Here is a 26,517-nt window from a genome sequence, read left to right as displayed (position 1 = left end):
TGGTCAGTCGATCCAGCCGTTGCCCGGCAGTTCCTCCAAGGTGGTGATGTCCAGGCTGGGGTCGATCCCCGACGCCGGCGCAAGGCCGAAGTGCTCGACCGCCCGGCGTACCCATTCCGCGGCGTCGATGTTGAGCGGCCCGGAGACCCACATGGTGTAGGGCAGGTTGACGAACCGATCCTCCTTGACCGCGGCCAGTCCCCGAGAGGCAGGATGCTGCTTGAGCACCTTCACCTTGTCCTCATAGGACTGGTCGGGATAGTCGACGAAGAAGATGACGTCCGGATCTGCGGCCGCGAGGGTCTCCCAACCGACCTCGGTCCACGTGTCCTCCACAGCGGCCGTGGCGTTGGTGACCCCGGCCGTGTCGAAGATGGCCTGGGGCGCACCAAAGGAGCCGGACGTGAAGATCGCATCGGTGCCCGAGTCGAAGAGGAAGCCGGTGGGCTGCTCATCAGGCTGCGGAGCCGCCTCCAGTGCTTCGCGCCGCTCCTCGATGTCTGCCACCACCGCCTCCGCGGTCTCGCTGTGCCCGGTCAGCGCACCGATGTTGCGCAGGTCCGTGGTGAGCGCGTCCCAAGCCGCCATCGTGCCCCGCGCCCCGTCTTCTTGACGGCAGGTCTCGCTGAGCAGGTAGGTCGCGATCCCACGTTCATTGACCATCTCGGGCATCAGGTTGCGCGATTCGCTGAACCCGTACCCGTAGCCGGCAAACATCATCTGCGGCATCACCGCCAGGACGTTCTCCAAGGTGGGGTGGCTCTCCCCCACGACCTTGAGTTGGTCGACCCGGGCACTCGGGTAGGCGAGTTCGAGGAGCGCTTCATCACGCTCCATCCCGGTCACTGCCACCAGCTGGTCGCGGGCGCCTGCGGCCAGGACGATGGAGATGATGCCGCCGTCATAGGCATACAGCTCGGTGACGGGCTCGTCGACGGTGACCTGCTGCCCGCAGTTCTCGACACTGACGGCGTCGGCCCCGGCCGACCCGGCAGAGTCCGTGTCGTCGTCCGAGCCGCAGGCGCTGAGGGTCAATGTGCTGAGGACGAGTGCGGCGAGGCCTGCGATGCGGGCCCGGTGCAGGGAGGTTGTCATGGCGTGGGAGTTTCCTCTCGTGGGTGGATGAGCAGATGGGGTTGGTCGTTGTATGGGTGCGGAACCTGGACCGAACCGATGCCGAAGTGGGTGCGGATCCGATCAGCGCCGAGCACCTCGGCCGGCGTCCCCTGGGCGACGATGGTCGCGGGCTCGTGCCGGCTGTCGCTCCCCTCCGGCCAGCCGACGACGGCCAACCGATCGAAGGAACGCAGTGCCAGATCCAGGTCGTGGATGGTGACGACCAGGGTCTGGGACTGCGCCGCGACGGTCTCCAGGAGACGCAGTTGCCAGGCGACGTCCAAGTGGTTGGTCGGCTCGTCCAGCAGCATCACTGGACACTGCTGCGCCAGGCCTCGTGCCAGCACGGCCCGGCGCTTCTCCCCACCGGAGAGTTCGACACAGGGTGCGTCGACGTGGTCGGCCAGCCCGACCGCGTCCAAGGCGGCGAGCACGATCCGCCGCTCCTCGGGGCCACCACGTGACCACGGGCGGGTTCGGGGCACCCGGCCGAGCGCAACCATCTCGCCGAGCAGCATCTCGGCGGCAACCCCTCTTCCTGGGGCACGAACGCAAGGCGTCGGGCGCGGACCCGGGAACGCATGCGAGTCGTCGCCTGGAGCCCTCCCTCGGCATCGGCGATGAGTGCCGTCCCAGCGCTGGGTCGCAGCACTCCGGCCAGCACCCGGAGCAGGGTCGACTTCCCGGCACCGTTGACCCCGATGATGCCCAGACGGCTGCCTGCCGGCACTTCGAGGTCGACGCCACGCAGGACCTCACGATTGCCGAGCCGCGCCGAGACCCCGTCCAGCCGCAGTGCTGGTGCCTCGGTCGGGACGCGCACTGTCATCGCTCACCGCCGAAGCGGTAGGTGCCGCGGCCCATCAGGATCAGGAAGAGCGGCGCACCCACCACACCGGTCACCACACCCAACGGGATCTCCTGGGGGCGTACGGCGATCCGAGCCAGCACGTCGACCCACACCAGGAAGGTCCCACCCGCCAACGCAGCGATCGGGAGGACCACCCGATGTCTTGCACCGACCAGCAGGCGTGCCGCATGCGGCACGATCAGACCCACGAAACCAATGCCGCCGCTGACCGCAACGATGATGCCCACCAGCACGGCAAGGCCGAGGAACAAGAGGGTGCGCAGCACGGCGACGTTGACGCCCAGGGCGGCCGCAGTCTCCGGCCCGGCGGCCAACGCGTCCATCCAACGGTGCAGGGCAAGCAGCGTCGCAGCAGCGCAGGCCACCACGATCGTGGGGATCCACAGCCTCTCCCAGGTCGCGCCGCCGACGCTGCCCAGCATCCAGAACATCACCGAGTTCGCTGCCCGCGGGTCATCGCTGAGGAAGACCAGGAACGACGCGATCGCCGACAGGCCCGAGGAGAGCACCACGCCGGACAGCACGAGTCGAAGCGGGGTGAGGCCGCCCTGCGCGGTGGCCACCAGCCACACCAGGAGGGTCGATCCGATCGCCCCGAGAAGGGCCCCGGCCGAGAGGGCATGGATACCGAAGCCGCTGAGCACCCCCGTGGTGATGGCAGCTGTGGCGCCCACGGAGGCGCCCGAGCTGATCCCCAGGAGATACGGATCGGCGAGAGGGTTGCGGACCAAGGTCTGCATACCGGCCCCCGCCACGGCCAGGCCCGCACCGACCACCAGGGCCATGAGCGCCCTCGGCAACCTCAGCTCCCAGACGATGATGTCCCAACGACCGGGTTCGTTGCCGCGAAGGCGGTCGGTGACCGTCGCGACGACCTCGTCGACCGGGATCCTCTCGGACCCGAAGGCGAGGGAGACGATCACACTGGCGATGGCCGCGACGAGGAGGACGGCTGCCAGGGGCAAGAACGGCAACCGACGTCGTGATCCGCCGCCACGTCTGGCGCTCGCCCCGGCATCAGGCGTGACGCCCCGCTCCAGATCCGGTCCACCTGTGCGAACACCGCTGCTCACCCTGCTGTCCACCCCTCGTGAACGACGCTCGGAAGTGCTTCCGCGTCGAGGGTGGTGGAGAGGATGGCAGCGCGCCGGATGCAGGTGACTCGCCAGATCCTCTGGCCCTCCCTCGGGGCCGCGGACCTCCGCCACTGACGGCGGAGCACTGGCAGGTCTTCGGACTCATGGGCGGGGCGTCGAGCTCGTGCCTGGCCTACTGACCGTCGCTTCCCGGACCCGGGGGTCCAGTGCTTGTGACGGAGTTCGTTCCCATTCACCGCTGCGGGGCAGTCCCGGATTCACACCGGGTTCCCTCTTTCGTCGTCACCCCTGGGTGGGGCACCGAACCAGCTGCGCCGCCCAACCTATACGGATGCTCCGGGCATGACGATCACCGGTGCCCCGGCAACCGGGTGCCCTGCCTCACACCCCGGTCAGTCAGAAGGAGGGGCCAGCCGGAGCGTCGCCGTAGCGACGGACCTGGGAGGTGGGCACGATCTCGCGGCCCAACGGGAGCAGGCTGACCTGGACCATCTTGAAGTTCGCCAGGCCGAGCGGGATGCCGATGATCGTGACGCAGAGCAGGAAACCTGTCACCACGTGCCCGATCGCGAGCCACACCCCCGAGAGGATGAACCAGAAGATGTTGCCGACACCGCTGGGTACGCCGGCACCTGCGCGCAGCACCACCGTGCGACCGAACGGCCACAACGCGAAGCGGCCGATGCGGAACGACGCCAGGCCGAACGGGATCCCGACGATCGTGAGGCACCACAGGGCACCGACGATCATGTAGCCGAGGAACATCCAGAAACCGGAGAGCACCAGCCAGATCAGGTTCAACAGGAGCTTCATGGTCCTCACCCCCTGCCCAGGTGGGCCAACGCGGCCACGACGAGTGCCGACGTACCGGTGTCGAGCGTCGGCTGGATGACGGGAGCGAAGACAGCGGAGTGGTTGGTGGGGATGTCCTGCGCGATCCGGCCGGCAGCCTCCGCCACCCGGTAGGCATCGGGGTCGATCCCACCGATTCCCCAGTAGGTGTAGGGCGCACCGAAGGCGTTGGGCAAGTCGCTGAAGTCCTCGCTCGCGCTGTGCTTCGGGATCCGCACGGCCCGTTCACCGAAGTGGTCGGCGAACGCAGCCGCCACCAGCGCCGTGGTCGCCTCGTCGTTGTCGGTGAGGGAGTAGCGGTCGTAGAGCTCGAACTCGGGATCCTTCGGCGAACCCGATGCGGCGCACTCGGCACGCACGATCCGCTCGATGGCCTCGAGGACATGCATGCGGACCTGCTCGTCATAGGTACGGACGTTGAGCAACAACGTGGCGTGGTCGGGGATGACGTTGCTACGGCTGCCGGCCTGAACGCTGCCCACCGTGAGCACCGCCGTCTCGGCCGGAGCGACCTCGCGCGCGACGACGGTCTGGAGCCGGATCACGATCATCGCTGCCAGGACGACTGGATCGACCGACGCCTGCGGCATCGAGCCGTGGCTGCCCCGGCCGTGCACGGTGATCCGCATGCTGTCGGCCGCAGAGAGGAATGGCCCCGGGCAGGTGCCGATCTGTCCGGCCGGCAGCGGAAGCACATGCTGTGCCATGGCGACGTCGACCCCTCCGAGCACCTCGCGGAGCCCGTCGTCGACCATCCCCTGCGCGCCGTCGCCCACCTCCTCCGCAGGTTGGAAGAGGGAGATCAGGGTTCCTGACCACTGCTGCCGCGATGCGGCGAGGAGGTCCGTGGCCCCCAGCAACGCGGTCACGTGCATGTCGTGGCCACACGCGTGCATCACGGGTGTGCCCTCATCGGTGACGTGCGTGCTGGCATAGGCGAGGCCGGTTGCTTCGCGCACCGGGAGCGCATCCATGTCGGCACGCAGCAGGATCCGCGGGCCATCACCGTTGCGCAGGATCCCGACGACCCCCGTGCCACCCATCCCCTCGTGCACCTCGCAACCCGACGTCCGGAGTCGATCAGCCACCTTCGCCGCGGTGCGGTGCTCCTGGTGCGGGAGCTCGGGGTGTTGGTGGAGGTCCTTGTAGAGCGCCTCCTGCCAGCCCCGCACACCATCGATTCCGGCAAGGACGGACTGGACGACGTCAGACATGCGCGCCATCATTCCGGACGCTCGAGGGCCTGCGGTTCCGGGGCGTCGAACTCGCAACCGGTCACGGCCGCCATCTCCCCCTAGACGCGGAGGACCCTGTCCATCGCCTTGCCCTTGGCGAGCTCGTCGACGAGCTTGTCGAGATAGCGGATCTGCTGCATCAACGGGTCCTCGACCTCCTCCACCCGGATGCCACAGACGACGCCGGTGATGAGCGAGGCCGAGGGGTTGAGGTCGGCGTCGGCAAAGAACTCCTCGAACGTCGTACCCGCAGCAAGGTGTCTGGCCAGTGCCGTCTCGTCGAAGCCGGTCAGCCACTCGATCACCTGGTCCAACTCGGCCTTGGTGCGGCCCTTCTTCTCCACCTTCGTCACGTAGTGCGGATAGACCGAGGCAAAGCTGGCGCGGAAGATCCGGTGCATGGCGCCCAGCCTAGCGATCCTTGGCCGTCAGGTGCGGGCACCAGCTCGTCAAGCCCAGCGGTCGGCGGTGTCACTGGCGAGGTCCCGCACCAGGTCGACCGCATCCCTCGTCTCCAGCGCCTGCACGGGTGTGAGGTCGTCGAGATCTTCGTGCGGTGTGGTCAGCCACAGTCCGATCGACCACAGCGGGTGGCCCTCGAACTCCTGGATCGCATCGGCGAGTCCGGCCAGCACAGCATGGTCGCGCACCTGCCAGGTCGGGAAGATCCACTGTTCGTCGGCCGTGCGCAGACCCAGCACGGCGCCCTGTTCCACCATCGTCCTCAACTCCCCGGCGGCAAGGGGTTCCGTATCGGCGGAGAGGGCCTCACGCATGGCAGCCTCGTCATAGAAGTCGGGTCCGACCTGCTCCGCCATGGGGTTGCCGAAGGCTGGACCGGACCCTTGCTTCTGCGGGCGGTTCCTGGCGCGCGCCACTAGGAGTGGTCCACGGGGACGGAATCGTTGGTTCGCTTCATGATGACGTCAGGCTACGCCTGCCACCCGATGACGCTTGCCCACCTGCTCTGGTAGGCATGGCGCATGGACTTCGAGGTGCGGCCACTCACGCCTGAACGCTTCGACGACTTCGCCGATGTCATCAATCCCAACCGGCGCGCCACCCATTGTTGGTGTCTCTCACATCGGCTGCCGGCGCGGTCGATCGAAGAACTCGGCGGCGGTGACCGAGGTGCTGCCATGCACTGCTTGACGCAACGCGACCCTGCGCCCGGCGTGATCGGCTACGCCGGTGACGTCCCGGTGGGTTGGTGCTCCATCTCACCGCGCACGGACATCCCCCGCCTCGAATCGTCGAAGCTCATTCGTCCTGTCGACGACGTCGCCGTGTGGAGCATCATCTGCACCGTGGTCCGCGGCGGACACCGCAGACGTGGCCACGCGATCCGGCTCATCGAAGGTGCCGTCGCCTACGCCGCCTCGCGCGGTGCTCCGGCCGTGGAGGCGCACCCGGTCGATCCCCCCGGGCGCATGGACATCACGATGGCCTTCGTGGGCACGCGACACATGTTCGAAGCGGCCGGTTTCGAGGTCATCGGCGAGACCGACGCCGTTGCGAGCAGGCTGCCCCGATTGGTGATGCGCAAGACCTTGTGACCAGGAGTGGATCAACCTGGATCGGGTAGGCACGAAGCCATGCAGTCCGACGAACGTGGAGCGCTCTCCCGCGCGCACCTGCCTTGGGTGAAGGGCCTGTGGGCGCTGGTCGTCGCCATCGTGCTGAGCACCTTGACCCTGCTCGTCGTGGGGTTGGCCCACCCGGGGACGATGGCGCACGCACTGGGCAGGAGCACCGAGCAGACCGCCACCGTCATCGAGATCGACCAGGTGACGTTCTGCTCCCGCAGCAAGCGGGACACCTACACACTGGCGTGGGAGGAGGACGGTCGGCGGCGGACCGGAACGGTCGGTCGCTGCGGCGATCCCTGGCAGTTGGGTGACGAGGTCGACATCTGGTCGACGAGCGGGGGTCCACACACGAGTCCTCCGATCGCGTTGCGCTTGGCCAGCGTTGTCCTTGTTCTCGGTTTCGGCACCGCCGTCGGGTTCCTGCTGCGCGGTCGGTCTCGGGTACGCCGGGCCGTGGCGGCGGCGCTGCACGGCCGCTGGCAACCGCTCACCCTGGAGACGTTCGGACAGCCCGGCACGCCTGCCTTCCGGGTGAGTACGGCCGCCTCGGTGCGCAACAAGCGCCGGGACTGGTCGCGGATCCTCCATTCCGCAACGGGCGGAACCGAGTTGGGCAGTCCCGTGCCCGGCACCCTCTTCATCGATGCGGTTCACAAGGGCAGACCGCGCGGCTTGTCCCTCCACGTCACTGCCGATGGCGGTCGCACGTGGCGCTGGCACGGGTGAGGTCAGGCAGGTTCGACCGGTTGCCGCAGGATCGTCCGGAGGCGATCGGGCGACGTACGCCGCGGGTCACCGAGGTAGATCTCGTGGTGCAGCCCGCGCATCCTGAGACCCGACTCGGGAATGAACTCGTCGTGCATCTGCGCCAGCACCGCTGCTTCCTCGTCGTACGGCCCGATGTGGAGGGTCTGCACGCAACGCCCCTCCTCCAACTCCTCGAGTCGCAGCCGGCCCAGGGCCTCCGGTGCATCCTTCGATCCCGCCACTGCCTCGATGGCGGCAGCGACCAACTCGTCGTGACACCAGTCGGGCACCAGGATCATCACCGTCCACGACCACAGCGACTTGTCGCGCGCGGTCGTGAAGGAGGTCATGTCGTCGGCCCACCACAGTGCCTCGAGCGGGGGCACCACGTAGTCGCGGTCGAGTTCTCGCTTGCTGGCGAACTTGGTCTTGTAGGCCACCGGATAGAGCGCCTCCAACGCAGCCGCATAGGAGGGCGCAGTGTTGGGGTCTCCGTGACCGTCGACCATCAGGTAGCGAAGCGGCGGGACTTCGAGGAGGCGGAACTCGCCCCGGCGGGCGCGGTAGAGGTCCCACTCCTTCTTGGGGTCGACCTTCGCAACGGTCATTGTCGGTCGCAGGAGCGCTGGGGAGTGACCCCGTCGGGTTCGCCTCGGATGAGGAGCGCACCGACCGTCCCCGCCATGCCCGCTCGCCGATCACTCACGACCAGCCATCCTAGGTTCTCCCTCCCCGCTCGTCACCCGCAGCACCAGCCACCGCTGGTCGAGCCCGTACTCCGTTGGTCGAGCCCGTCGAGACCGGATCGTTGGTCGAGCCCGTCGAGACCGTTTCGTTGGTCGAGCCCGTCGAGACCGTTTCGTTGGTCGAGCCCGTCGAGACCGTTTCGTTGGTCGAGCCCGTCGAGACCACCCCGGAGGTCGAGCCTGTCGAGACCCCGTCCCAGCAGGCCGGAGGTCGAGCTTGTCGAGACCAAGTCGCCCGCCCACCGGTTCGTTGGTCGAGCTTGTCGAGACCCCACCGCCCGCCCACCGGTTCGTTGGTCGAGCTTGTCGAGACCTCGTCCCGGCAGTGCGGCCGGTGGTTGTCCACAGCCTGAGTCCCGGTGCCCCGGGTTGTGTCGGAGCCAAATGTTGGACTGGTTCCATGATCGAAATCGACGCCCGCCACCAGCCGTACGAGGTCTCTGACCTCGATGGCGGGACCCTGCTCGGCTTCCTGGCTGAGAACCGGATCGTCGAGCTGAAAGCAATCCGCAGCAAGCTGCGGTTGGCTTACCAGTGGGCGATCATGCACCCACCCACGCCTGACAAGCCGAAAGCAGTGGTGGGTGACGAAACCCTGTTCCCCACCGACTGTGAAGACAGGATCTCCGGTGACGGCACCCCCGATGTCGCCCTGTTCGCGGTCGAGGAACTCGCCGCCTCCGCCGGGATCTCGCGTGCCGCCGGGTTCGCGTTGGTCGCCGACGCCCTGGACCTGGTGCACCGGTTGCCGCTGTTGTGGGCGAAGGTCGAGGCACTGGAGGTGCCGGGGTGGAACGCCCGTCGCGTCGCACTCCTCACGAGGAAACTGTCGTACGCCGCTGCACGGTGGTTCGACGACCACCTCGCCGCCACCGGACTCACCGGCTGGCCCACCATCGAGAAGTGGTTGGCAATGGCCATCGCCAAATTCCACCCCGAACTGGTCAAAGACCCCACCACGCCGAGGGGGAAGGCGGATTGGGGTGTGTGGTTGCACCACCCCCACGCCGGACATGAGGAAGGTGCCGGCGGTGTTGCTGGTACTTCGGAGTTGCAGGCCGTTGGTGACTCGTTGGATCTCACCAGGTTCATGGACTTGTTGTCAGTCGAGGCCGAGACGATGCGGCGTCTGGGTGACACCGACGACGTGAACCAGCGTCGTGCGAAAGCGATCGGGCGGCTCACCGACGACACCGACCAACCCACCCTCGACTACGCCAGCACCGACAGCACCGACGGCACCGGTGCCGGCAGCGCCTCGTCCGACGTTGCGGCGGCGGGTGGCGAGCCGGTGCTGGGCAACCCGGTGCTGGGCAACCCGGGGATCGGGGTGAAGCCGGGTCGGTTGGTGACGACACCGGGGCCGTTCGGACGGCGTCGTGGACTGCGGGTGATGGCCCACGTCGGCATCGCGGACCTGTTCGCGTTGGGCCTCGACCCCCACGAGTTGGGGTTGGACGGCGACGGGATCGCCTCCACCGACCGGTTGGGGCAGGTCCTCACCGGCCAGCTACGCGACTGGCTGGCCCGTCACGGTTCGCTTGCGACCGTCACCCCGGTCGTGGATTTGAACAGGACCGATGCGGTGGATCGTCATGATCCACCCGAATGGATGGACACCCTCGTCCGGTTGCGTGACCCGCACTGTGTGTATCCCAACTGTGAACGCTCCAGCTGGGACGCCGACCTGGACCACATCGACCCGTATCTCCCACCCGGTGAGGGTGGTCCACCCGGGCAAACCCGGCCCGACAATCTGGCGCCGTTGTGTCGGCGTCACCACCTGATGAAAACCCACGGTAGGTGGCGTTACCGACGGGCCAGAGACGGAACCTATATCTGGACCAGCCAGCACGGCAGGACCTGGCTGGTCACACCACGAGGCACCCACGACACCACCAACACCAGCTGAGACCAGCCGAGCACCACCCACCAGAAGCAGCGCCTGCCGAAGAAGCACCGCCCGCCCACCCCGGGAGAACACACGCTCTCCCGGGGCACAGGCACGCCCACACACCGACCAGAGGGGTCTCGACAAGCTCGACCAACGGCATACGGACTCGACCACCGACGTACGGACTCGACCAGCGGGGTGCGGCTATGGGCTCGCGAACAGGATCCCGGTGGTCGAGCCTGTCGAGACCTTGCCCCGCGGATCAGAGCTGGTCTCGACAAGCTCGACCAACGACGCACGGACTCGACCAACGGGGCAGGCTCGACCAACCGGGGGTCAGGCAGCGGCCAGCTCAGCCTCTTCACGCCAGGCTTCACCGCGGCGGCTGGCGTTGTAGGCCGACTCGTCGAGGATGCCTTCGCGCTTCGCGACGATGGTCGGCACGAGGGCCTGACCGGCCACGTTGGTCGCCGTACGTCCCATGTCGAGAATCGGGTCGATGGCGAGCAGCAGGCCCACCCCTCGAGCGGCAGACCGAGCGTCGACAGCGTGAGGGTCAACATCACGGTGGCGCCGGTGACGCCCGCGGTGGCAGCCGATCCGATGACGGCGACGAACGCGATCAGCAGGTAATCGGTGACGCCGAGTTCGAGTCCGAAGAACTGAGCCACGAAGATCGCAGCGATCGCCGGATAGATCGAGGCGCAACCGTCCATCTTGGTGGTCGAGCCCAGCGGAACGGCGAAGGCACTGTAGGCCCGCGGCACACCGAGGTTCTTCTCGGTCACCGACTGTGTGACGGGCATCGTGCCGATCGACGAACGCGACACGAAGCCCAACTGGATCGCCGGCCAGGCTCCGGAGAAGAACTGCTTGATCGACAGGCCATTGAGACGCAGCAGCACCGGGTAGACGACGAACATCACCAGGGCAAGACCCACATAGATCGCGACGGCGAACGTGCTCAATGAGCCGAGCGCATCCCACCCGTACGACGCCACCGCGTTGCCGAGCAGGCCGACAGTTGCAATCGGGGCGAGCAGGATGATCCACCACAGCACCTTCTGGACGATCGCCAGCAGGGAGCGGACGAAGCCGAGGAACGGCTCGGCGGCGTCACCCACCTTCAGTGCAGCGATCCCGACCGCGATCGCCATCACGAGGATCTGCAGCACGTTGAACGACAGGCCGACAGAGCCGTCACCGCCTGCGCTGGCCTGCAGCCCGAACATGTTGGCCGGAACCAGACCGGTGAGGAAGTCGAGCCACGAGCCGGTCTTGCCGGGCTCAGCAGCCGCGTCGGCTGTCACGCTGGTGTGGTTGCCCGGCTGCATCACCAGTCCCAGGACGATGCCGATCGCGACCGCGATCAGGGCCGTACCGGCGAACCACAGCAGCGTCTTCCACGCCAGCCGTGCCGCACCTGCGACCTCGCGAAGATTGGCGATCGACGCAACGATGGCGAGGAACACCAAGGGCGGCACGACGGCCCGCAGCAAGGTGACGAAGGTGCTGCCGATGATGGTGAGCGTCTCGGTGAGCCAATTGGGGTCGGTCTCGCCGTTGGCGTCGACGCCGTCGGCCCCCATCGAACGGGCCACGAGTCCGAGCACGACGCCGAGCACGAGACCGATGAGCACCTGGACCCCGAAGGACGGGAGGCGGAGGCGACGCTTCTGGGGCGTCGCAGCATGCGTGGTTGAAGCCATGGAGGGTGTTGCCTTTCGGGGCGGGTGCACGTCGCCACGACGGGCCGACGTGTCACCTGGACTGAATGAGCTGGACAGGAGGCGCGCACTCGGGCCAAGGGGCCGGGCGCCTGGACGTCAGCGACAACAGTGCAACTGGAACCGTCCGAGGTCGACGACGAGGCGACGGGTCAGGAGGTCGCCTTCGTTCTTCGATTCGGTGCTCACGTGGGATGGAACCGCGGCGCGCACCACGACATTCCCCACATCGGTGTGGTCCGGGTCGCACCCCTCCCCCTGGATGCATGGGAGACAATCTCCGCATGGCCGAAGAACTCACCTCAGAAGACGTCCTGGTCCTTGCCGACCATGCCGACGCGGACGGCACGCTGTGGCGCGCGATCACGGTCGACGAAGGTGCTTTCATCCTCTCCGGCCACGACACCGGCCCCGGCGTGGAACGAATCCTCGGTTGCCGCGAGTACGAGTTCGAACGCACCCTGACCCCGGCCGAGACGATCCAGCTGCGTCTGCTCCTCGACGTGCCCCGGGAGGCCGCCGACGCAGAGCTGCTCGCCGCGGTCGCAGCGCGCTTCGACTCCACCAACGAGCTCGAGGCGTTCCTCGAGGAGAAGGGGATCGATGGCGCGTACTGGAGTCAACTCGGAGAGTGAGGTGCCCTGAGACCGCCCGCGTCAATGAACCGTTCGGGTGATTGACAGCCCCACTGGGGCCATCTTTGGTCCCGACTCTCGACAATTGCGCGGCATGCGGCCACGGGAGCCGAAGGGCACCCCTAGTCTCACGCGAGACATGGGCAAAGGGGATCTCAAAATGAACACCGCCATTTCGGGCGCGGTCCTGCGGGGGCAGTCGTGACCGGGCCCCGGACGTGGGCGACCGCGGTGTGGTCCGTGACCGTCTCACCGCACGACGTACTGCTCCGGACTCCGATCGGTGACATCAACTTCGCCGGCACCGAGGCGCGGGCCCTCCGCGTGGAACGACGTTGGTTCCGTTGGCAGCTGGTCGTGGAGAGTTCGCACCGTCTCGGTGGACTCACACGATCGGATGCCTTGGCACTCGCCGACCGCTTGGCGCGCTTCGTGGCGGAGCACGAGCAGGCGGACGCCTACGTGGCGCAGGAGGTGTTCCTGTCCGAGCTCCGCAGGTCGGCGGACCGGGAGCTGACGGCCCTCGTCGAGTGGGCCGGACGGACCCGGCTGGTCTTCAACCGCGCCCAACTGCAGGAGCAACCAGTCGCCCCTGAGGATCTCCGAAAGATCCAGGAGAGTCGGCCCGAGATCAACCGCATCCTGGAAGCACGCGGCGAACCGGGCTTCCTCGCGATCCTCGAGGACGAGGAACAGGCCGCGCTCCTGCTCCACGACCAGGACCTCGAGGAACTCCAGCGGCTGATGGTTCCGAAGCCGCGGCAGGGCGAGCCCGACAACTCCTCGCTCCCGCGACAGTAGGCCAAGGCATCAGGACGGGGCCCACGGATTCTCCGTCTGCCACACCGTCGGGAAGTGCAGGCTCACACCGTCATCGGCAGCCAGTCGCTGCAGCACTCCCATGGTCACGGCGAGGTCGTCGCCTGCATAGGGCAAGGCACGCAGGGGCAGGTCGAGAGGACGGAAGAAGTCGTCCCAGTGCGTCAGGACCACTCGGCGCGCACCAACGGCACGCACGGTGTGGGTCCAGTAGTCGGCAATGAAGCCGACGTCGTGCTTCCCCAGTTGACCAACGCCGAGATAGACGACCTCGGCCTCGCAGCCGTCCAGCGCTTGCGGCACGAAACCAGCGCTGCCCTGCACGAGTGCCGAGCGGCCGCTGTCGTGCCGCACCACCACCGACCACGTCTCCCCACACCGGTAGGCAGCAGCCTTCACCGGTGGCACGACCGGCGTCTCGATGACTCCCGGATAACGATCAGGGGGACAGTGGGCGGAGCCGATGAAGCACAAGGTCTGGTTCCCGAGCCGCACCGTTTCGCCCGCTTGCACGATCCGGCGACGCGACTGCGGCAGTCCGCCGCCGATCCCGACCTGGTCCGTCGAGGCACCACCCACGAGTACGGCGTCGGTCCTCCTCGCGACCATGGCCGCATCCATGACGTGGTCGAAGTGCGAGTGCACCGGCACGACGGCGTCCAGCGAACGCCCACCCGGACCGAGGCCGAGTCGTTCCAGCGCTGCATCGATCCGAGCCGCGTCGGGCGCCACCTTGCCCACTCCCACCTTGACCAGCGAGGGACGGGAGAAGAATCCGTCGAACATCAACGCCGACTCACCGTCGTCGAAGAGCAGCGTCGAGACCCCGAGAAAGGTCACCGCTGGCGCATCCCGGGTCGGTCGCTCGGCCACGGGAGGCACGTCGAACAGCTCGGCCCACTGGCTGATGTCAGGTCGTCCCCAGGGAAGTCGCATGGGCGGACCTTAGCGAAGTCGGCCACTCGTGGAGCTGGCCTGGCCCTTGGGGCGCTCAGTCCTCGCTCACCAGCATGCTGACGAGCGCTGGCTCCGCCGCGACAACGACTCCCATGATCTGGTCGAGGCCGACCAACCAGGTCGTGGCCGTCCCGTGGCGAACCGCCGGGCGGCCCAGCTCCCGGTCGAGCCTGCCGACCAGTCGACGGTTGCGGTCGAGCACCAGCACCATGTCGCCGCGCTCGGCACGACGGTCGGGATCGATCATCAACAGCGTCCCAGCCGGCCAGCCGTGCTCGACGAGGTCATCGTTGGCCAGCCGGTGCCTGATCAGGTGTCGCGTCGGCTGACGTGCCTCGGAACGAGCGCGCGGAGGCGCAACGGTGGGCGCCTGGTCGAAGAGTCCCGCCTGCGGCTCCCACTCGTCGTACGAACGCATGTTCGAAACCCTAGTGGGTCCCGAACAACTGCGGGCACCGACCCGCGGAGATCAGCCGGCGGCGGCGTCGACGTCGCGGATCGGGGTGATCCACGACTGGTGGGTGCGCGGGTTCTTGGTGATCGCGAGCAACTCGTCCATGTGCGGCTCGAGCCCGGTGACCTTGTCGAGCGGCACACCGATGATCAGCTGGAAGCCGAGGCCCTTCCACGCCTGGACGGCGCGACCGGCGAACTCCGAGTCGGCCTTCACGAAGCCCTCGTCGAGGAACACCGGTGCGAAGCGGGGCCGCGACCGCAACTCGTCACCGAGCCGGAACCGCAGCGCTGAGCCGACGATGAACGCCACCAGCTCCTGGCTCTCGCCGCCTGACTTCTCCCCCAGCGTTCGGTAGGTCGCACGCAGCTCTCCGGTGAGATGGTCGTAGCGCTCGGCGCTGATCTCGACGTGGCGACGTACGTCGAGCAGCCGGTCGCGCTCGGACGTGACCGGCGCGCCGTCCTCACCCACGAAGGGCTTGCGCAACTGCTTCATGAAACGGCTGAGATCGGCGAATCGCTTCTCGAGGTCGGCCTCGGCGATGTCGGCGGCCTGGTCGCCGGCCAGCGACCGCAGGTCCTTGAGGAAGACCTGCACGTGCGCGGGGCTGAGTCGGCGCAGCCGGATCCGCAGGTGGTCGCTTGCGGACCCGAACTCAAGCCGTCGCAGGATCGCGTTGATCGGCTCGAGGCGGTCCTCGATCTCCTCCACCGACGACGCCATGGCGCCGAGCAACGGCACCAGATCCTGGCCGCTCCACTCCGTGAGGCGACGACGCCACTCCGCCCGACGGCCGGCCAGTCCGGTGCTGCGAATGTCGACGAGGATCCGTGCGAAGTCGGGGTAGGCATCAGCGCTGGCGCCGAGGTTGGGCGACTCCCAACGGGCCTTGTAGAGCCGGAAGATGCTCGCCAGCTCGTCCTCGGTGCGCCGCACCTCGGCCTCGGCATCGCCGACGGCAGCGCGGAGCCGCTCAGCCAGCCGCTGGGAGTTGGTCTGGAACCGGTCGAGCTCATCGGGGTCGTCCGGAGCGACAGCGGCCGCGAACTCGGCGGCGAGTGCATGCTGCTGCTCGTCGCTGAGGCTCACCCGCCCGGAGCGTTCCATCGCCTCGATGCGGTCCTTGACCAGGTCTTCGGAGTCGACGAGCTCTCCGTGCTCACCGTTGAGCTGCTGCTGACGCTGCTTGAGACCGTAACGCTGCTGCTTGGTCGTCTCGAGGCGCGCGGCGAGGTCGTCGATCTGGGACTGCAGGACCTGCAGCTTGTCATCGGCACCGAGCAACTGCTCACGGCGCCCCTCGAGTTCGCCGATGCGCTCCTCGCTGCCCGTGACGTCGATGTCGTCGAAGCGCGCGGAGGCGACGGCCTCCCACGCGGTGCGCTGGAGCTCGAGGACCCGGATCCTGTGGTCGATGTCGCCGACCTCGTTGTCGAGGGCCTGCAACGATTCCTCGATGTCGGTCAGCTCGTTGTCGACGTCGTCGAGCGCATCGGTGTTGGAGAATCCGATGATGCTGCGCAGGTCGTTGCGACCGTGGGCGCCACGGCGGCCACTGCGGGTCTGGCCGGCCAGAGTCACCCGCAACCCCGGACCGGCCAGGGCGGAGGCGTCCTCGACACAGAGCGCGTTGCGCGACGGGTCGGCGACGTGCGCCTGGACCCAACCCGCGAAGCGCGACTCCTTGAAGACGAGCTTGCCCGCGACCCGCTCGGGGTCGGTCGGCTCCAGATCGGGCAGGTCGAGGTGCACCCCTCGAAGGTGAGACGACCCCGAAGACGGACGTCATCGATGGCGGCGGAGAACTCCTCGAGCCGGTCGAGCGGCACCAGCATCTGACGGGCCGAGGCGCCGAGGACGGTCTCGACGGCACCACGCCAACGCGACTCCTCCGGAGCGACGTCGATCAGCTCGGCCACGAACGGGAGCTCCTCCACAGCAAGCCCTGATGCGACCGCAACCTCCTCGCGGAGCTGGTGGAGTTGGGCGGGCACGCGACCGGGTCGGGCCTCGAGCGACACTCGCTCCTGCTTCAGGTCAGCCTGCCGTTGCTGCAACGGGTAGCGGCGGTCGCGCACCTCGTCACGAGCAGCACGAAGCTGCTCACGCTCGCTCTGCCACTGGTCGATCCAGTTCCGGGCCCTCTCCTGCAGCGCCGTGAAGGAGTCCGCCTCCTTCAGCGCCGACTTCGTCTCATGACCGGCCGTCGTAGCGAGGTCGATCAGGGGCGACATCCGTTCGGCGAGTGCCTCACGGCGGGCGAGGCGGTCGTCGCGCACGACTCGCTCCTGCTCCAGCGAGAGGGCCAGCGACTGCAGGGTCGATCCCCCAGCTGCTCGGTGCGCTTCCTTGGCCGACTCCAGGTCGCCGGCCAGTGCGGTCTCCACGGTGAGGGTCGTCGCCAGTTCCTCGGTCACCCGCTGGCGCGCCTTGCGATTGGTGGCGACGGCCGATTCGATGAGTCGCAGGTGGGTGCGCAGCAGCCACATCCGCAGCGGAGTGTCTCCGACCGCAGTGACGCCGTACGAGTCCAGCGCCTTCTGGCGGGCCAGGGCAGCGCCCTTGCGCTCGTGGAGTTCGGTGATCGGAGCGAGGAGTTCGAGCTTGGCCTCCTCGGTGCGCATGGCGCTGTGGGCCGCGTCGAGGTCATCGAAGTGCTCGATGGCGCGGTCGGCGGCGGCGTAGGTGGCGGGTCGCTCGAGGACCATGTCCTTGTAGAGCTCGTCGACCGAGCGCACCTGGTTACCGGCTTGGATCCGCGCCAGCAGGCGCAGCGCCTTGGCACCGTCTCCCCGGCCCCGATGCCGAGCCGGGCGTGCAGCACCGCGGCGAAGTCGCCGTAGGTGCGATGTACGCGGATGCCCGGGTAGAGCTTCTTGAGGGTGACCGCGTGGAAACGCTCGGCGACGGCGACCTCGAGCTGGTCGAGCGCGAGCGGACCGTCGTGCGTGACGAGCTGCATCTGTACGTCGCCCGAACGGGTCGCCCGGCGAGGCACGTAATAGGTGCGCAGCACCGTGAAACGACCGCCCTGGTCGTTGACGAAGGTCATCGCCACCGCACCCCAGGTGTCGACCCCCTTGCCACGCAGGAGCTTCTCCTCAGGCCGCCCGGTTCGGGGGTTGTCGACCACGTCCACGGCGCCACGCAAGTAGGAGAGCAGGTTGCGTTGCCCCGCACCGCGAGCACGACCGACGACGGCATCGTTCGAGGCACCGTTGAACTTGGTGTCCGACGGCATCATCAGCGCCGTGTAGGCGTCGAGGACCGTGCTCTTGCCGACGCCGGAGGCACCGGAGATCATCGTCGTGTCGCCGCGGAGGGGCACGGTGGTGAGGCCGCCGAAACCACCCCAGTTGACGAGCTGCAACAGGGCTGCGCGCCACTGCATGGTGTCGTCGGAGGGGTGGCGACACTGCCGTGGTCGAAGAGCCCGTCGTTGAACTCGCTCTCGTCGACCTGCTCGATCTCCTCGATGCTCACGCGTCGTCCTCCTCGTCGAAGAGCTCGTCATCGACCGCCTCGGGCTCGGTCTCGTTGGCGTTGCGCAGCGTCTCGAGGAGTTCACGCAACAGCTCAAGGGGCAGCAGCGGCTCGACGGCCTCGCTGATCTCGAAACGCTCCTCCGACGCGGTGCTGATGAGAAGCCCGGCCTTGTTGAGGTTGAGGACCGCGTTGCGGGCCCGCTTCTCGTCGCCCGACTCGTCCGTGGCGTGGACGGGACGGAAGCTCTCGATGTGGTCGAGGATGTCATCGCGGTCGATGTAGACGCGGGCGTCGCCGCTGGCCAGTCCGGCGCGAAGGCGGTCGCGAAGGTGCACCAGCACGATCGTCTCCTCACGCGACCAAGCGCTGTCGTGGAGCAGGGTCGGGAAGCGGCCGCCGGTCTCGGGGGTGGCCTGGCGCTTCCAGGCGACCTCGCGGGTGCGGTCGACGGCGAGGTCGAGGAAGAGGTCGTTGAGGCGCGAGCGCAGCACCCGCTCGTGCTCGACCAGCACCTGCCAGTCACGCGGGTGGGTGCGGGCACTGATGAAGCGCTGCTTCATCAGCGTGACCAGCGCCTGTCGCTGCGCGAACTCGAGTCCACCCTCGTCGCCCTCGAAGAGCGAGACGGACGCGTCGTCGTACTCGTCCTCGACAAGGTCGCCGGCCGTGGGGTCGTCGGTCTCCCAGTCGTCGTGGAGGTCGGTGCTCATGCGGTGGTCTCGCTCTCCTGGGAGGCGTCGGTCAGGCTGGCTGGTTCGTTGAGCGGGAGGCGGGGTACAGCGAACTCCCGGCCGGTGCCGTCGGGGCGGAGCGACCGGTAGAGCTCGAGCGCCTCCTCCGGCTCCCAGTCGTGGTCGGCCGCGAGGTGCAGGAGTCCGAAGATCTCGACCGGTCGGCGCAACGAGGGCTCGAGCTCGTCGAAGAACTCGCCGAGTGTGCGCTCGTCCTCGCGGGTGAGGAGGAGGTCGAGGCGCTCCCGCAGGGTGCGCAGGTGCGGGCCACCCTGGGCCATGAGCTCGGCGAGCGACACCTCCGGGGCGTCGTCGGGATCTGCGCTGACGATCGGTTCCGGCGGTACGTCGTCGGCCGGGTCGTGGAAACGCTCACGCAGGTGGTCGATGCCGACGCGGGAGGGCAGCAACTGCAGGTCGAGAGTGGTGCGGGGACCGGTCGTGGCCAACCACGTCATCATCTCGGCCTCGATCTGCCGCAGCGTCTGCTCGAGGCCACGGTCGCGACCGCCGTCGTGCGCGACGATGTATTCCTTCAGCGTCGCGGTGACCTTGGAGCGCTGGGCGAGCGCGCGGTCGAGACCGTCACGGATCAGCTTGACGGTGCCACGCAGCTCGGCGCGGTCGTGGTCGGCCAGAATCCGGTCGGACAATGGGTGCTCGAGCAACGAGCTGAGGTCACCACGGAGTTGGGCGACCAGTGCGTCGTCACGCAGCAGCGCGAAGGCCCCCTCGAAGGCGCGGCCCTCGTGGGTCGACGTCATGAGGGCGTCAGCGCGAGCGAGATAGTCGTCGATCACCTCACCGGGCGGGCGGTCCTCAGCACGGAAGGCTGCGAGGATCTCGGCGCGGATGCCCGCGAAGCGTTCCTCGACACGGGCGAAGTCGCTGGGCAGCGCCGAGATCAGCGAGAGCAGCTCCGCGTAGCCCTCCTGCATGTAGTCCTCGGTGGCGCTCACCATCTCGGCGCCGTCCACCAGCCGGTCACGCTCGGCGGTCATCCGGGCGATCTCGGTGTTGAGGATGCTCACCCTGGTCGTACGGTCGGGGTTGGCCTCGGCGTTGAACCGTCGGACCGAACCGAGGATCGTTGCGATGCGGTGCTCGCTGAGCGTGGCCCGGTCGCGGGCGAGGGTCTTCACGAGTTCGAGTGCCTGCTGGGCGTGGGAGGTGAGCGAATAGACCTCCTGCCCGGTCTCGTCGAGGGCGCGCACCAGCCACTGCCCACGCATCCAGCGGTGACACAGGTCGCGGCCGGTGCCCGGGGGAACGTCTTCCTGCCCGGCCTGCCGGAGAGCCTCGAGGTGCACGTCGACCTGGGTGTGCAGTCGCGCGGTCGGGATCGGCAGGTTGCTGCGGCCGAAGACGGTGCGGAAGATCGAGGTGACGACGGGCGCTTGCCGCTGGTGCAGCAAGGTGAGCGTCGGCTGCGCGAAGGCACCCTGGACTCGCGCCAGCTCGGCAACGATCTCGCTCATTCGGGCTTCCTCCGTGTCGTCGGCCTTCCTGGGCCGCCCGGCAGTCTCTCAGAGTCGCCCCGTGTGCGTGGGCGCGGGCCGCCACCTGTGGAGAGCGGGACTGGAGGGATCACGGCACCAGCACAGCACCCACCCGACACCAAGCAGTCAGCGACTCAGGTGCGGGATCGGTTCCGGCGCCAGATCGCGGCGTTGAGCACGGTCGCGAAACCCGTCCACGCGGCGTACGGCGTCAAGAATCCGCCGGCCGGCCGGTACGCCGCTCCGGCCGTGCGCGCGAGGTCGACGCTGCTTGCTGTCAGGGCGCCGGCCACGACGACGGAGGGCCCGATCTGGCGGCCCTTGAAGAAGGACCAGCACCAGCCGGCGTTCAGCGTCATGTTGAGCGCGAGCTTGCGGCGGTAGGACCGCGCCGCTGCTTCGTCCATGTGTGCCTGGGCCATGCCTGACGCGATCGCGGAGTGCACATAGAGCACCGACCAGACGATCGGGAAGGCGATTGCCGGCGGCTGGATCGACGGCTGGGAAAGACTGCGGTACCAAGAGCTGCGAGTGCCGGAAGCAGTCGCCAAGGAACCGAGCGCGGCTGCAGAGAGTGGGAGTCCGATGCTGCTGACGAGCGCGCGGGGCTCCATGCTCATTCCCCGTCTTCGACGAGATCGGCCTGCGAGGGCGGGTCGTCAGGGGTCTGCGTCGATTCACGACGGGTGCCCTCGGGGTCGTCGGTGCGCTCATCGGATTCTTCGAGGATGGCGGCGGCCTGGGCGTGCGGGTCGTCGGATCCGCCAGCCAACTCCTCGGGCAACAACTCGGCGCGGGTGTCGACGCGGTCCTCGTCGGGTGTCTCAGTCATGGTGTCAACCTACTCCGGTCGCCCCGACGCGCCGGGGTGCTGGTGAAGGCCGCTCTGCCGGGTACCGGCTGTCATGACCACCGTCTTCCTCGCCTGGACCTCGGATCCTCCCGATGACCTCATCGGCCCGTGGCAGGAAGCCCGGCCGATCGCGCCCGGTCTGGTGCTCCTGGAGAGCAGCGAGACGCTCTCGGTCGTCTACCACGCCCTCAAGGCCGCTCTGCCTGGCCGGGCGGACCTCCTCGTCACACCCGTTGAGCACACGCCCAAGTCGCGCGGGATGGCGCCCGGTACCACCGAATGGTTGCGTGCCAGGACTCATGCACTCACGACGAGTGGGCACCGGTGATGCACGACGGGTCGCCACGCGACAGCCATGGGTGACCTCACCAATGCCAAGGAGACAGACGTGCGCGGAAAGCTGGGAGTACTCATCGGATTCGGCATCGGCTACGTGCTGGGGGCGCGGGCAGGGCACCAGCGATACGAACAGATCCTGGCGAAGTGGCAGGAGGTGCGCGAGAACCCGCGGGTCCAGGAGGCTGCAGAGCAAGCCGTCGGCGCGGTCGCCGAGCAAGCACAGCACGCGCGCGAAGCCGCCAGCGAAGTGGCGGACCACGCCCAAGCTGTGGTGAAGGAGAAGGCCGGCGAGGTCGTGGACATGGCCAAGGAGAAGGCCCGCGGGCACGACTCCGAATCGACCCCGCTCGACTCGCCCGACGCGCGCTGACAGGAGTTCGCCGATGCCGGGCAAGCATGCACATCCTCCGCTGGCAGACGACACGGCCGATCGCGGTGGCGAGCCGGATCCCGACGACGACTCCAAACCGGACTCCCCGATGACCTCACCAAGCAGTCATGGCTGTACGTCGCGCGCAAGACCGCGCGTGAGTTCTCGTCCGACGAGTGCACCGATCTTGCCGCAGCGTTGACCTACTACGCGGTGCTCGCCCTGTTCCCGGCCTCGATCGCACTGCTGTCCCTGGTGGGGCTGGCCGGCCAGGAGCGCCAGACGGTCGACACCTTGCTGGAGATCCTGCGCGACACCGGTGCGGGCGGCGCGGCGGACACCGTCGAGCCCACCTTGACGGAGCTGAGTCAAGCGTCGAATGCAGGTCTCGGACTGGTCATCGGCCTCGCTGCGGCCCTGTGGTCGGCTTCCGGCTACGTCGGAGCGTTCAGTCGTGGCATGAACCGCATCTATGAGATCGATGAGGGGCGGCCGATCTGGAAGTTGCGGCCGACCATGCTCCTGATCACCGTGGTCTCGATCGTTCTCGTGGCGGTCGTCGCAGTCGGACTCGTGCTCACCGGTCCGGCGGCTCAGGCCGTCGGTGACGCGGTCGGCGTCGGCTCCGGCGTGGTCACGGCCTGGAACATCGCCAAGTGGCCAGTGCTACTCGCGGTGGTGGTGCTGATCGTGGCGCTCCTCTACTACGCAACACCCAATGTGCAGCAGCCGAAGTTCCGCTGGATCAGTGTCGGAGCAGTGGTCGCAATCGTGACGTGGATCGTCGCCTCAGCCGGCTTCGGCCTCTATGTCGCCAACTTCTCGAGCTACAACAAGACCTATGGATCACTCGCCGGGGTGGTCGTCTTCCTGCTGTGGTTGTGGATCACGAACCTTGCGCTCCTGTTCGGCGCTGAGCTCGACGCAGAACTTGAACGAGGACGGCAACTGCAGGCCGGGATCGCTGCCGAGGAAACGATCCAGCTCCCGCCCCGTGACACCCGCAAGAGCGACAAGGCGGCGGCGAAGGAACGGGAGGACATCGCAAAGGGGCGTCGACTTCGACGCACCCGAGGAAAGGAGTCCGAATGAGCCCTGGCCCCGAGAACACATCCGAGCATGACAACCCCGGACCTTCCGAGCGCAAGGAGGTCAGGAAGGACGGGAAGGACCCCGATCGCGGAACCGCGAGCGAGCACGAGGCCAACCCGACTCCGCCGGAAGTCGACGCCACGACTTCGGAGGACGTGCACGACTCGCCGCAACTGCCACCCGAGGGACACCGAGGGACGACCAACAGCCCCTGACCCGCCCACCCCGTCCACCCAGCCCCGCCCCGTTGCTCAAGCCTGCACCCCGCCGCTCGAGCCCGTACGTCGTTGGTCGAGCCCGTACGCCGCTGCTCGAGACCCTCGCCCCGGTGGTCGAGCTTGTCGAGACCTCTCCCAAGCTGGTGGCGTGCCTGTGCCCCGGGAGAGTGTGTGTTCTCCCGGGGTGGGCGGGTGGTGCATTGTTCGGCAGGCGCTGCTTGTGGTGGGTGGTGCTCAGTGGCTCTCGGTGGTGTCGTGGGTGCCTTGTGGGGTGACCAGCCAGGTCCTGCCGTGCTGGCTGGTCCAGATATACGTTCCGTCCCTGGCCCGGCGGTAACGCCACCTACCGTGGGTTTTCATCAGGTGATGACGCCGACACAACGGCGCCAGGTTCTCCGGGCGGGTTTGCCCGGGCGGGCCACCCTCACCGGGTGGTTGGTAGGGGTCGATGTGGTCGAGGTCGGCGTCCCAGCTGGAGCGTTCACAGTTGGGATACACACAGTGCGGGTCACGCAACCGGACCAAAGTATCCATCCATTCGGGTGGATCATGTCGATCCACTGCATCGGTCCTGTTCACATCCACGACCGGGGTGACGGTCGCAAGGGAACCGTGGCGGGTGATCCAGTCTCGTAGCTGGCTGGTGAGGACCTGCCCCAACCGGTCGGTGGAGGCGATGCCGTCGCCGTCGAGGCCCAACTCGTGGGGGTCGAGGCCTAATGCGAACAGGTCCGCGAGGTTGACGTGGGCCATCACCCGCAACCCACGCCGACGTCCGAACGGCCCCGGTGTTGTCACCAACCGACCCGGCTTCACCCCGATCCCCGGCTCAACCAGCACCGGGTTGCCCAGCACCGGCTCGCCACCCACCGCCGCAACGGTGGACGAGGTGCCGGTGCCGCCGGTACCGATGCCGGTGCTGTCGCTTCCGTCGGTGACGTCGGTACTGCTGTCGCCGCCGGTGGCGCTGTCGGCGTTGGTGTAGTCGAGGGTGGGTTGGTCAGTGTCGTCAGTGAGCCGCCCGATCGCCTTCGCACGCCGTTGGTTCACGTCGTCGGTGTCACCCAGACGCCGCATCGTCTCGGCCTCGGCAGACAACAAATCCATGAACCTGGTGAGGTCCAACGAGTCACCGACGGCCTGCAACTCCGAGGCGCCAGCAACACCGCCGGCTCCTTCTTCGTGTCCGGCGTGGGGGTGGTGCAGCCACACACCCCAATCCGCCTTCCCCTTCGGAGCGCTGCGGTCTTTGACCAGGTCGGGGTGGAACTTGGCGATCGCCATCGCCAACCACTTCTCAATCGTCGGCCACCCCGACAGGCCGGTCGCAGCGAGGCGGTCGTCGAACCACCGTGCCGCCTCATAGGACAGTTTCCTCGTGAGCAGTGCGACACGACGGGCGTTCCACCCCGGCACCTCCAGGGCCTCGACCTTCGCCCACAACTGCGGCAACCGGTGCACCAGATCCAGAGCGTCGGCGACCAACGCGAACCCAGCACCACGCGACATCCCACCTGATGCGGCGAGCTCCTCCACCGCAAACAACGCGACATCGGGGGTGCCGTCACCGGAGATCCTGTCTTCACAGTCGGTGGGGAACAGGGTCTCGTCACCCACCACGGCTTTCGGCTTGTCAGGTGTGGGTGGGTGCATGATCGCCCACTGGTAGGCCAAACGCAGCTTCTTACGGACCATCTTCAACTCGACGACCCGGTCTTCTGCCAGGAAGCCGAGCAGGCTGCCAGCGTCAAGGTCGGTGACCTCGTAGGGCTGGTGGCGGGCGTCGATTTCGATCATGGAACCAGTCCAACATTTGGCTCCGACACAACACGGGGATCACGAACCCAACCTGTGGACAACCACCGCCAGGCGCTGCTGGGACGAGGTCTCGACAAGCTCGACCAACGGAGTACGGGCTCGACCAGCGGGGTGGGCGCCGGGACGCGGTCTCGACAGGCTCGACCAACGGGGGTGGGCGGCGGGGTGGTCTCGACAAGCTCGACCAACGGAGTACAAGCTCGACCAGCGGGGTGGGCGGCGGGGTGGTCTCGACAAGCTCGACCTCCGGTCCCGTCTCGACAGGCTCGACCAACGGGGGTGGGCGGCGCGGGGGTCTCGACAAGCTCGACCTGCGACCGGAGGGCGGTCTCGGGCTGAGGTCAGAGCTGGAAGTCGACGAACTGGAGCTCGTAGTCGCTGTCATAGGTCTCGACCGACAGCAGGCCACCGTCGAGGAGAGCGGGGTCGAGGTCGAAGAGCGCCTGTCCGCTCGCCGTACCGCCAGTGCGTACCGTGCGGGTCCACTCCTCGGTGTCGGCCGGCGTGACCTGACTTGCCGTCTCCACCACCTGGTTGTCGCTGGTGGTGAGGCGCCAGCTCAGATCACCGATGTCAGCCGTGCGCTCGGCACCGTTGTAGACCGCCTCGAAGGTGACCAGTACGTAGACACCCCGCGGATCGTCGTTGAACTCGTTGGCCTTGTGCACGGCCTTGTCCGCGTCACGGTCGACGTCCGTGATCGTGACTGTCCAGTCGCCGACGGCGACGGTGTCCGTGAGAGCCGTGGGTGCAACAGGGCTCGAGGTCTCCGGAGGCGCTTCGGCTCTGGGCGCCGGCCCGGAGCTGTCGTCGTCATTGACGTCGTCCATCGCCTCGATCAGCCAGTCCCCATCCGTGTGGACGAGCCGGAAGATCTGACCTGCGGAGTTCTCGTCCTCGTAGTCAACACGTACCGACGCCCTGTCACCGTCCAGCTCTGCCTCCAGTGAGGCGATCGTGAAGATCGGCTCGGAGTCGTCCAGCTCGCCGAAGGCACGGATCAAGGCGTTCGCCTGGCGGAAGGCGGCCTCACACGTGCCGGTGTCTTCACCGAGCCCCTCCTCGTCCCACTCCTGGGGGATCTGCTTGCGATAGTCATCGGTCATGAGATCGCAAGCGTCGTCGTAGTCGCCGTCGTTCATCTCCTCATGGAACTCGCGCACCACCTTCTCCGCCCCCTTCTCCGTCTTGGGGTCGTCGTCATCACCGCAGCCGACGAGGGCAACAGCGAGCAACGGAAGGAGCGGAAGGAACTTGATGCGCATGGAGGCCTCTCGAGACGATGACGTCCGGATTGTGTCCCACCACCGCGACGCTTGTCCCGCAATCACCCACCTTCGACCCGATCGGCCCGGGCCGACCGGTGCAG

General features: G+C 67.7%; 28 protein-coding genes, 2 pseudogenes and 1 riboswitch. Of the genes and pseudogenes, 9 read left to right on the top strand and 21 right to left on the bottom strand.

What is annotated here, in order from left to right; translation table 11 throughout:
• Positions 1 to 3 precede the first annotated feature (3 nt).
• The 8 genes and pseudogenes from L1066_RS03475 to L1066_RS03445 form a co-directional block, all read right to left on the bottom strand.
• Positions 4 to 1,095, bottom strand: coding sequence for an ABC transporter substrate-binding protein (locus tag L1066_RS03475; protein WP_235734989.1), 1,092 nt, complete (start codon positions 1,093 to 1,095; stop codon positions 4 to 6).
• The gene (locus L1066_RS26390; protein WP_283095263.1) at positions 1,092 to 1,634 is read right to left on the bottom strand and encodes an ABC transporter ATP-binding protein; all 543 of its coding nucleotides are present in this window, start codon (positions 1,632 to 1,634) and stop codon (positions 1,092 to 1,094) included. The genes L1066_RS03475 and L1066_RS26390 overlap by 4 nt, the downstream gene beginning before the upstream one ends.
• Positions 1,635 to 1,693: 59 nt before the next feature.
• Positions 1,694 to 1,945 (bottom strand): annotated as a pseudogene (locus L1066_RS26385) (ATP-binding cassette domain-containing protein); the annotation flags it as partial.
• A complete protein-coding gene (locus L1066_RS03465; protein ID WP_235734988.1) occupies positions 1,942 to 2,961 on the bottom strand; it encodes a FecCD family ABC transporter permease in 1,020 nt (339 codons plus the stop codon). The pseudogene L1066_RS26385 and the gene L1066_RS03465, both read right to left, overlap by 4 nt.
• 232 nt (positions 2,962 to 3,193) lie before the next feature.
• Positions 3,194 to 3,410, bottom strand: a riboswitch (cobalamin riboswitch).
• Between the two features lie 70 nt (positions 3,411 to 3,480).
• Positions 3,481 to 3,897, bottom strand: a complete 417-nt coding sequence (locus L1066_RS03460; RefSeq protein WP_235734987.1) for a YccF domain-containing protein — start codon at positions 3,895 to 3,897, stop codon at positions 3,481 to 3,483.
• Between the two features lie 5 nt (positions 3,898 to 3,902).
• On the bottom strand, positions 3,903 to 5,150 hold the full coding sequence (locus L1066_RS03455) for an amidohydrolase (protein ID WP_235734986.1): 1,248 nt from the start codon (positions 5,148 to 5,150) through the stop codon (positions 3,903 to 3,905).
• Between the two features lie 80 nt (positions 5,151 to 5,230).
• A complete protein-coding gene (locus L1066_RS03450; protein WP_235734985.1) occupies positions 5,231 to 5,572 on the bottom strand; it encodes a DUF2200 domain-containing protein in 342 nt (113 codons plus the stop codon).
• 48 nt (positions 5,573 to 5,620) lie between these two features.
• Positions 5,621 to 5,989 carry an antitoxin Xre/MbcA/ParS toxin-binding domain-containing protein gene (locus tag L1066_RS03445; RefSeq protein ID WP_235734984.1) on the bottom strand — a complete coding sequence of 123 codons (369 nt, stop codon included), beginning with the start codon at positions 5,987 to 5,989 and terminating at the stop codon, positions 5,621 to 5,623.
• A gap of 165 nt (positions 5,990 to 6,154) precedes the next feature.
• Between L1066_RS03445 and L1066_RS03440 the strand changes: the two genes are divergently transcribed.
• On the top strand, positions 6,155 to 6,727 hold the full coding sequence (locus L1066_RS03440; RefSeq protein WP_235734983.1) for a GNAT family N-acetyltransferase: 573 nt from the start codon (positions 6,155 to 6,157) through the stop codon (positions 6,725 to 6,727).
• A 39-nt stretch (positions 6,728 to 6,766) separates the two neighbouring features.
• Positions 6,767 to 7,486, top strand: coding sequence for a hypothetical protein (locus L1066_RS03435; RefSeq protein ID WP_235734982.1), 720 nt, complete (start codon positions 6,767 to 6,769; stop codon positions 7,484 to 7,486).
• Positions 7,487 to 7,488: 2 nt separating this feature from the next.
• Here L1066_RS03435 and L1066_RS03430 read toward each other — a convergent pair whose 3' ends face one another.
• Positions 7,489 to 8,115, bottom strand: coding sequence for a GyrI-like domain-containing protein (locus tag L1066_RS03430; protein ID WP_235734981.1), 627 nt, complete (start codon positions 8,113 to 8,115; stop codon positions 7,489 to 7,491).
• Positions 8,116 to 8,653: 538 nt separating this feature from the next.
• Between L1066_RS03430 and L1066_RS03425 the strand changes: the two genes are divergently transcribed.
• Positions 8,654 to 10,165 (top strand): HNH endonuclease signature motif containing protein, encoded by a 1,512-nt coding sequence (locus tag L1066_RS03425; RefSeq protein WP_235734980.1) that lies wholly within the window; start codon positions 8,654 to 8,656, stop codon positions 10,163 to 10,165.
• Positions 10,166 to 10,483: 318 nt separating this feature from the next.
• On the opposite strand, the pseudogene L1066_RS03420 reads toward L1066_RS03425, so the two are convergent.
• Positions 10,484 to 11,736: pseudogene (locus L1066_RS03420) on the bottom strand (dicarboxylate/amino acid:cation symporter).
• A gap of 422 nt (positions 11,737 to 12,158) precedes the next feature.
• Here L1066_RS03420 and L1066_RS03415 point away from each other — a divergent pair.
• Together L1066_RS03415 and L1066_RS03410 are read left to right on the top strand one after the other, a co-directional pair.
• Positions 12,159 to 12,509, top strand: a complete 351-nt coding sequence (locus L1066_RS03415) for a hypothetical protein (RefSeq protein WP_235734979.1) — start codon at positions 12,159 to 12,161, stop codon at positions 12,507 to 12,509.
• Positions 12,510 to 12,749: 240 nt separating this feature from the next.
• A complete protein-coding gene (locus L1066_RS03410) occupies positions 12,750 to 13,310 on the top strand; it encodes a hypothetical protein (RefSeq protein WP_235734978.1) in 561 nt (186 codons plus the stop codon).
• A gap of 9 nt (positions 13,311 to 13,319) precedes the next feature.
• On the opposite strand, the gene L1066_RS03405 is transcribed toward L1066_RS03410, so the two are convergent.
• The 9 genes from L1066_RS03405 to L1066_RS03365 all read right to left on the bottom strand — a co-directional run bounded on the left by L1066_RS03405 (position 13,320) and on the right by L1066_RS03365 (position 21,290).
• Entirely contained in the window at positions 13,320 to 14,264 is a 945-nt protein-coding gene (locus L1066_RS03405) for an MBL fold metallo-hydrolase (RefSeq protein WP_235734977.1), read from the bottom strand.
• Positions 14,265 to 14,319: 55 nt separating this feature from the next.
• Positions 14,320 to 14,703 (bottom strand): hypothetical protein, encoded by a 384-nt coding sequence (locus tag L1066_RS03400; protein ID WP_235734976.1) that lies wholly within the window; start codon positions 14,701 to 14,703, stop codon positions 14,320 to 14,322.
• Positions 14,704 to 14,754: 51 nt separating this feature from the next.
• A complete protein-coding gene (locus L1066_RS27430; protein WP_235734975.1) occupies positions 14,755 to 16,494 on the bottom strand; it encodes an SbcC/MukB-like Walker B domain-containing protein in 1,740 nt (579 codons plus the stop codon).
• 661 nt (positions 16,495 to 17,155) lie between these two features.
• Positions 17,156 to 18,070 (bottom strand): ATP-binding protein, encoded by a 915-nt coding sequence (locus tag L1066_RS03390; RefSeq protein WP_235735164.1) that lies wholly within the window; start codon positions 18,068 to 18,070, stop codon positions 17,156 to 17,158.
• Positions 18,043 to 18,225, bottom strand: a complete 183-nt coding sequence (locus tag L1066_RS03385) for a hypothetical protein (RefSeq protein WP_235735172.1) — start codon at positions 18,223 to 18,225, stop codon at positions 18,043 to 18,045. Before L1066_RS03385 ends, L1066_RS03390 begins: the two co-directional genes overlap by 28 nt.
• A complete protein-coding gene (locus L1066_RS03380; protein WP_235734974.1) occupies positions 18,222 to 18,938 on the bottom strand; it encodes a DUF4194 domain-containing protein in 717 nt (238 codons plus the stop codon). Before L1066_RS03380 ends, L1066_RS03385 begins: the two co-directional genes overlap by 4 nt.
• The gene (locus tag L1066_RS03375; RefSeq protein WP_235734973.1) at positions 18,935 to 20,437 is read right to left on the bottom strand and encodes a DUF3375 domain-containing protein; all 1,503 of its coding nucleotides are present in this window, start codon (positions 20,435 to 20,437) and stop codon (positions 18,935 to 18,937) included. Before L1066_RS03375 ends, L1066_RS03380 begins: the two co-directional genes overlap by 4 nt.
• Before the next feature lie 155 nt (positions 20,438 to 20,592).
• Positions 20,593 to 21,072, bottom strand: coding sequence for a TspO/MBR family protein (locus L1066_RS03370; protein ID WP_235734972.1), 480 nt, complete (start codon positions 21,070 to 21,072; stop codon positions 20,593 to 20,595).
• A gap of 2 nt (positions 21,073 to 21,074) precedes the next feature.
• Entirely contained in the window at positions 21,075 to 21,290 is a 216-nt protein-coding gene (locus L1066_RS03365; protein WP_235734971.1) for a hypothetical protein, read from the bottom strand.
• 73 nt (positions 21,291 to 21,363) lie between these two features.
• Between L1066_RS03365 and L1066_RS03360 the strand changes: the two genes are divergently transcribed.
• From L1066_RS03360 to L1066_RS03345, 4 genes are all read left to right on the top strand, one after another.
• Positions 21,364 to 21,639 carry a hypothetical protein gene (locus L1066_RS03360; RefSeq protein ID WP_235734970.1) on the top strand — a complete coding sequence of 92 codons (276 nt, stop codon included), beginning with the start codon at positions 21,364 to 21,366 and terminating at the stop codon, positions 21,637 to 21,639.
• Positions 21,640 to 21,666: 27 nt separating this feature from the next.
• The gene (locus tag L1066_RS03355; RefSeq protein WP_235734969.1) at positions 21,667 to 22,020 is read left to right on the top strand and encodes a hypothetical protein; all 354 of its coding nucleotides are present in this window, start codon (positions 21,667 to 21,669) and stop codon (positions 22,018 to 22,020) included.
• A 198-nt stretch (positions 22,021 to 22,218) separates the two neighbouring features.
• Entirely contained in the window at positions 22,219 to 23,112 is an 894-nt protein-coding gene (locus tag L1066_RS03350; protein ID WP_235734968.1) for a YihY/virulence factor BrkB family protein, read from the top strand.
• A complete protein-coding gene (locus L1066_RS03345) occupies positions 23,109 to 23,327 on the top strand; it encodes a hypothetical protein (protein WP_235734967.1) in 219 nt (72 codons plus the stop codon). The genes L1066_RS03350 and L1066_RS03345 overlap by 4 nt, the downstream gene beginning before the upstream one ends.
• A gap of 237 nt (positions 23,328 to 23,564) precedes the next feature.
• Here L1066_RS03345 and L1066_RS03340 read toward each other — a convergent pair whose 3' ends face one another.
• Complete coding sequence (locus L1066_RS03340) at positions 23,565 to 25,127, bottom strand: HNH endonuclease signature motif containing protein (RefSeq protein WP_235734966.1); 1,563 nt, start codon at positions 25,125 to 25,127, stop codon at positions 23,565 to 23,567.
• A 362-nt stretch (positions 25,128 to 25,489) separates the two neighbouring features.
• Positions 25,490 to 26,413, bottom strand: a complete 924-nt coding sequence (locus tag L1066_RS03335; RefSeq protein WP_235734965.1) for a DUF4352 domain-containing protein — start codon at positions 26,411 to 26,413, stop codon at positions 25,490 to 25,492.
• Positions 26,414 to 26,517: the final 104 nt, after the last annotated feature.

Source organism: Nocardioides alcanivorans (genome assembly GCF_021555175.1).
Classification (GTDB): domain Bacteria; phylum Actinomycetota; class Actinomycetes; order Propionibacteriales; family Nocardioidaceae; genus Nocardioides; species Nocardioides alcanivorans.
Note: the sequence above shows the minus strand (reverse complement) of the source record. Positions and strands in the feature narration are given on the sequence as shown.

What these genes read in the sequence shown, in the direction of transcription:
- L1066_RS03445 (WP_235734984.1), bottom strand. Translation starts at nt 5,989, where the DNA reads ATGGCGGAGCAGGTCGGACCCGACTTCTATGACGAGGCTGCCATGCGT.
- L1066_RS03370 (WP_235734972.1), bottom strand. Translation starts at nt 21,072, where the DNA reads ATGGAGCCCCGCGCGCTCGTCAGCAGCATCGGACTCCCACTCTCTGCA.
- L1066_RS03415 (WP_235734979.1), top strand. Translation starts at nt 12,159, where the DNA reads ATGGCCGAAGAACTCACCTCAGAAGACGTCCTGGTCCTTGCCGACCAT.
- L1066_RS03435 (WP_235734982.1), top strand. Translation starts at nt 6,767, where the DNA reads ATGCAGTCCGACGAACGTGGAGCGCTCTCCCGCGCGCACCTGCCTTGG.
- L1066_RS03380 (WP_235734974.1), bottom strand. Translation starts at nt 18,938, where the DNA reads ATGAGCACCGACCTCCACGACGACTGGGAGACCGACGACCCCACGGCC.
- L1066_RS03450 (WP_235734985.1), bottom strand. Translation starts at nt 5,572, where the DNA reads ATGCACCGGATCTTCCGCGCCAGCTTTGCCTCGGTCTATCCGCACTAC.
- L1066_RS03460 (WP_235734987.1), bottom strand. Translation starts at nt 3,897, where the DNA reads ATGAAGCTCCTGTTGAACCTGATCTGGCTGGTGCTCTCCGGTTTCTGG.
- L1066_RS03360 (WP_235734970.1), top strand. Translation starts at nt 21,364, where the DNA reads ATGACCACCGTCTTCCTCGCCTGGACCTCGGATCCTCCCGATGACCTC.
- L1066_RS03425 (WP_235734980.1), top strand. Translation starts at nt 8,654, where the DNA reads ATGATCGAAATCGACGCCCGCCACCAGCCGTACGAGGTCTCTGACCTC.
- L1066_RS03345 (WP_235734967.1), top strand. Translation starts at nt 23,109, where the DNA reads ATGAGCCCTGGCCCCGAGAACACATCCGAGCATGACAACCCCGGACCT.
- L1066_RS03340 (WP_235734966.1), bottom strand. Translation starts at nt 25,127, where the DNA reads ATGATCGAAATCGACGCCCGCCACCAGCCCTACGAGGTCACCGACCTT.
- L1066_RS03400 (WP_235734976.1), bottom strand. Translation starts at nt 14,703, where the DNA reads ATGCGTTCGTACGACGAGTGGGAGCCGCAGGCGGGACTCTTCGACCAG.
- L1066_RS03365 (WP_235734971.1), bottom strand. Translation starts at nt 21,290, where the DNA reads ATGACTGAGACACCCGACGAGGACCGCGTCGACACCCGCGCCGAGTTG.
- L1066_RS03375 (WP_235734973.1), bottom strand. Translation starts at nt 20,437, where the DNA reads ATGAGCGAGATCGTTGCCGAGCTGGCGCGAGTCCAGGGTGCCTTCGCG.
- L1066_RS03405 (WP_235734977.1), bottom strand. Translation starts at nt 14,264, where the DNA reads ATGCGACTTCCCTGGGGACGACCTGACATCAGCCAGTGGGCCGAGCTG.
- L1066_RS03430 (WP_235734981.1), bottom strand. Translation starts at nt 8,115, where the DNA reads ATGACCGTTGCGAAGGTCGACCCCAAGAAGGAGTGGGACCTCTACCGC.
- L1066_RS03440 (WP_235734983.1), top strand. Translation starts at nt 6,155, where the DNA reads ATGGACTTCGAGGTGCGGCCACTCACGCCTGAACGCTTCGACGACTTC.
- L1066_RS26390 (WP_283095263.1), bottom strand. Translation starts at nt 1,634, where the DNA reads ATGCTGCTCGGCGAGATGGTTGCGCTCGGCCGGGTGCCCCGAACCCGC.
- L1066_RS03355 (WP_235734969.1), top strand. Translation starts at nt 21,667, where the DNA reads ATGGGTGACCTCACCAATGCCAAGGAGACAGACGTGCGCGGAAAGCTG.
- L1066_RS03455 (WP_235734986.1), bottom strand. Translation starts at nt 5,150, where the DNA reads ATGTCTGACGTCGTCCAGTCCGTCCTTGCCGGAATCGATGGTGTGCGG.
- L1066_RS03335 (WP_235734965.1), bottom strand. Translation starts at nt 26,413, where the DNA reads ATGCGCATCAAGTTCCTTCCGCTCCTTCCGTTGCTCGCTGTTGCCCTC.
- L1066_RS03475 (WP_235734989.1), bottom strand. Translation starts at nt 1,095, where the DNA reads ATGACAACCTCCCTGCACCGGGCCCGCATCGCAGGCCTCGCCGCACTC.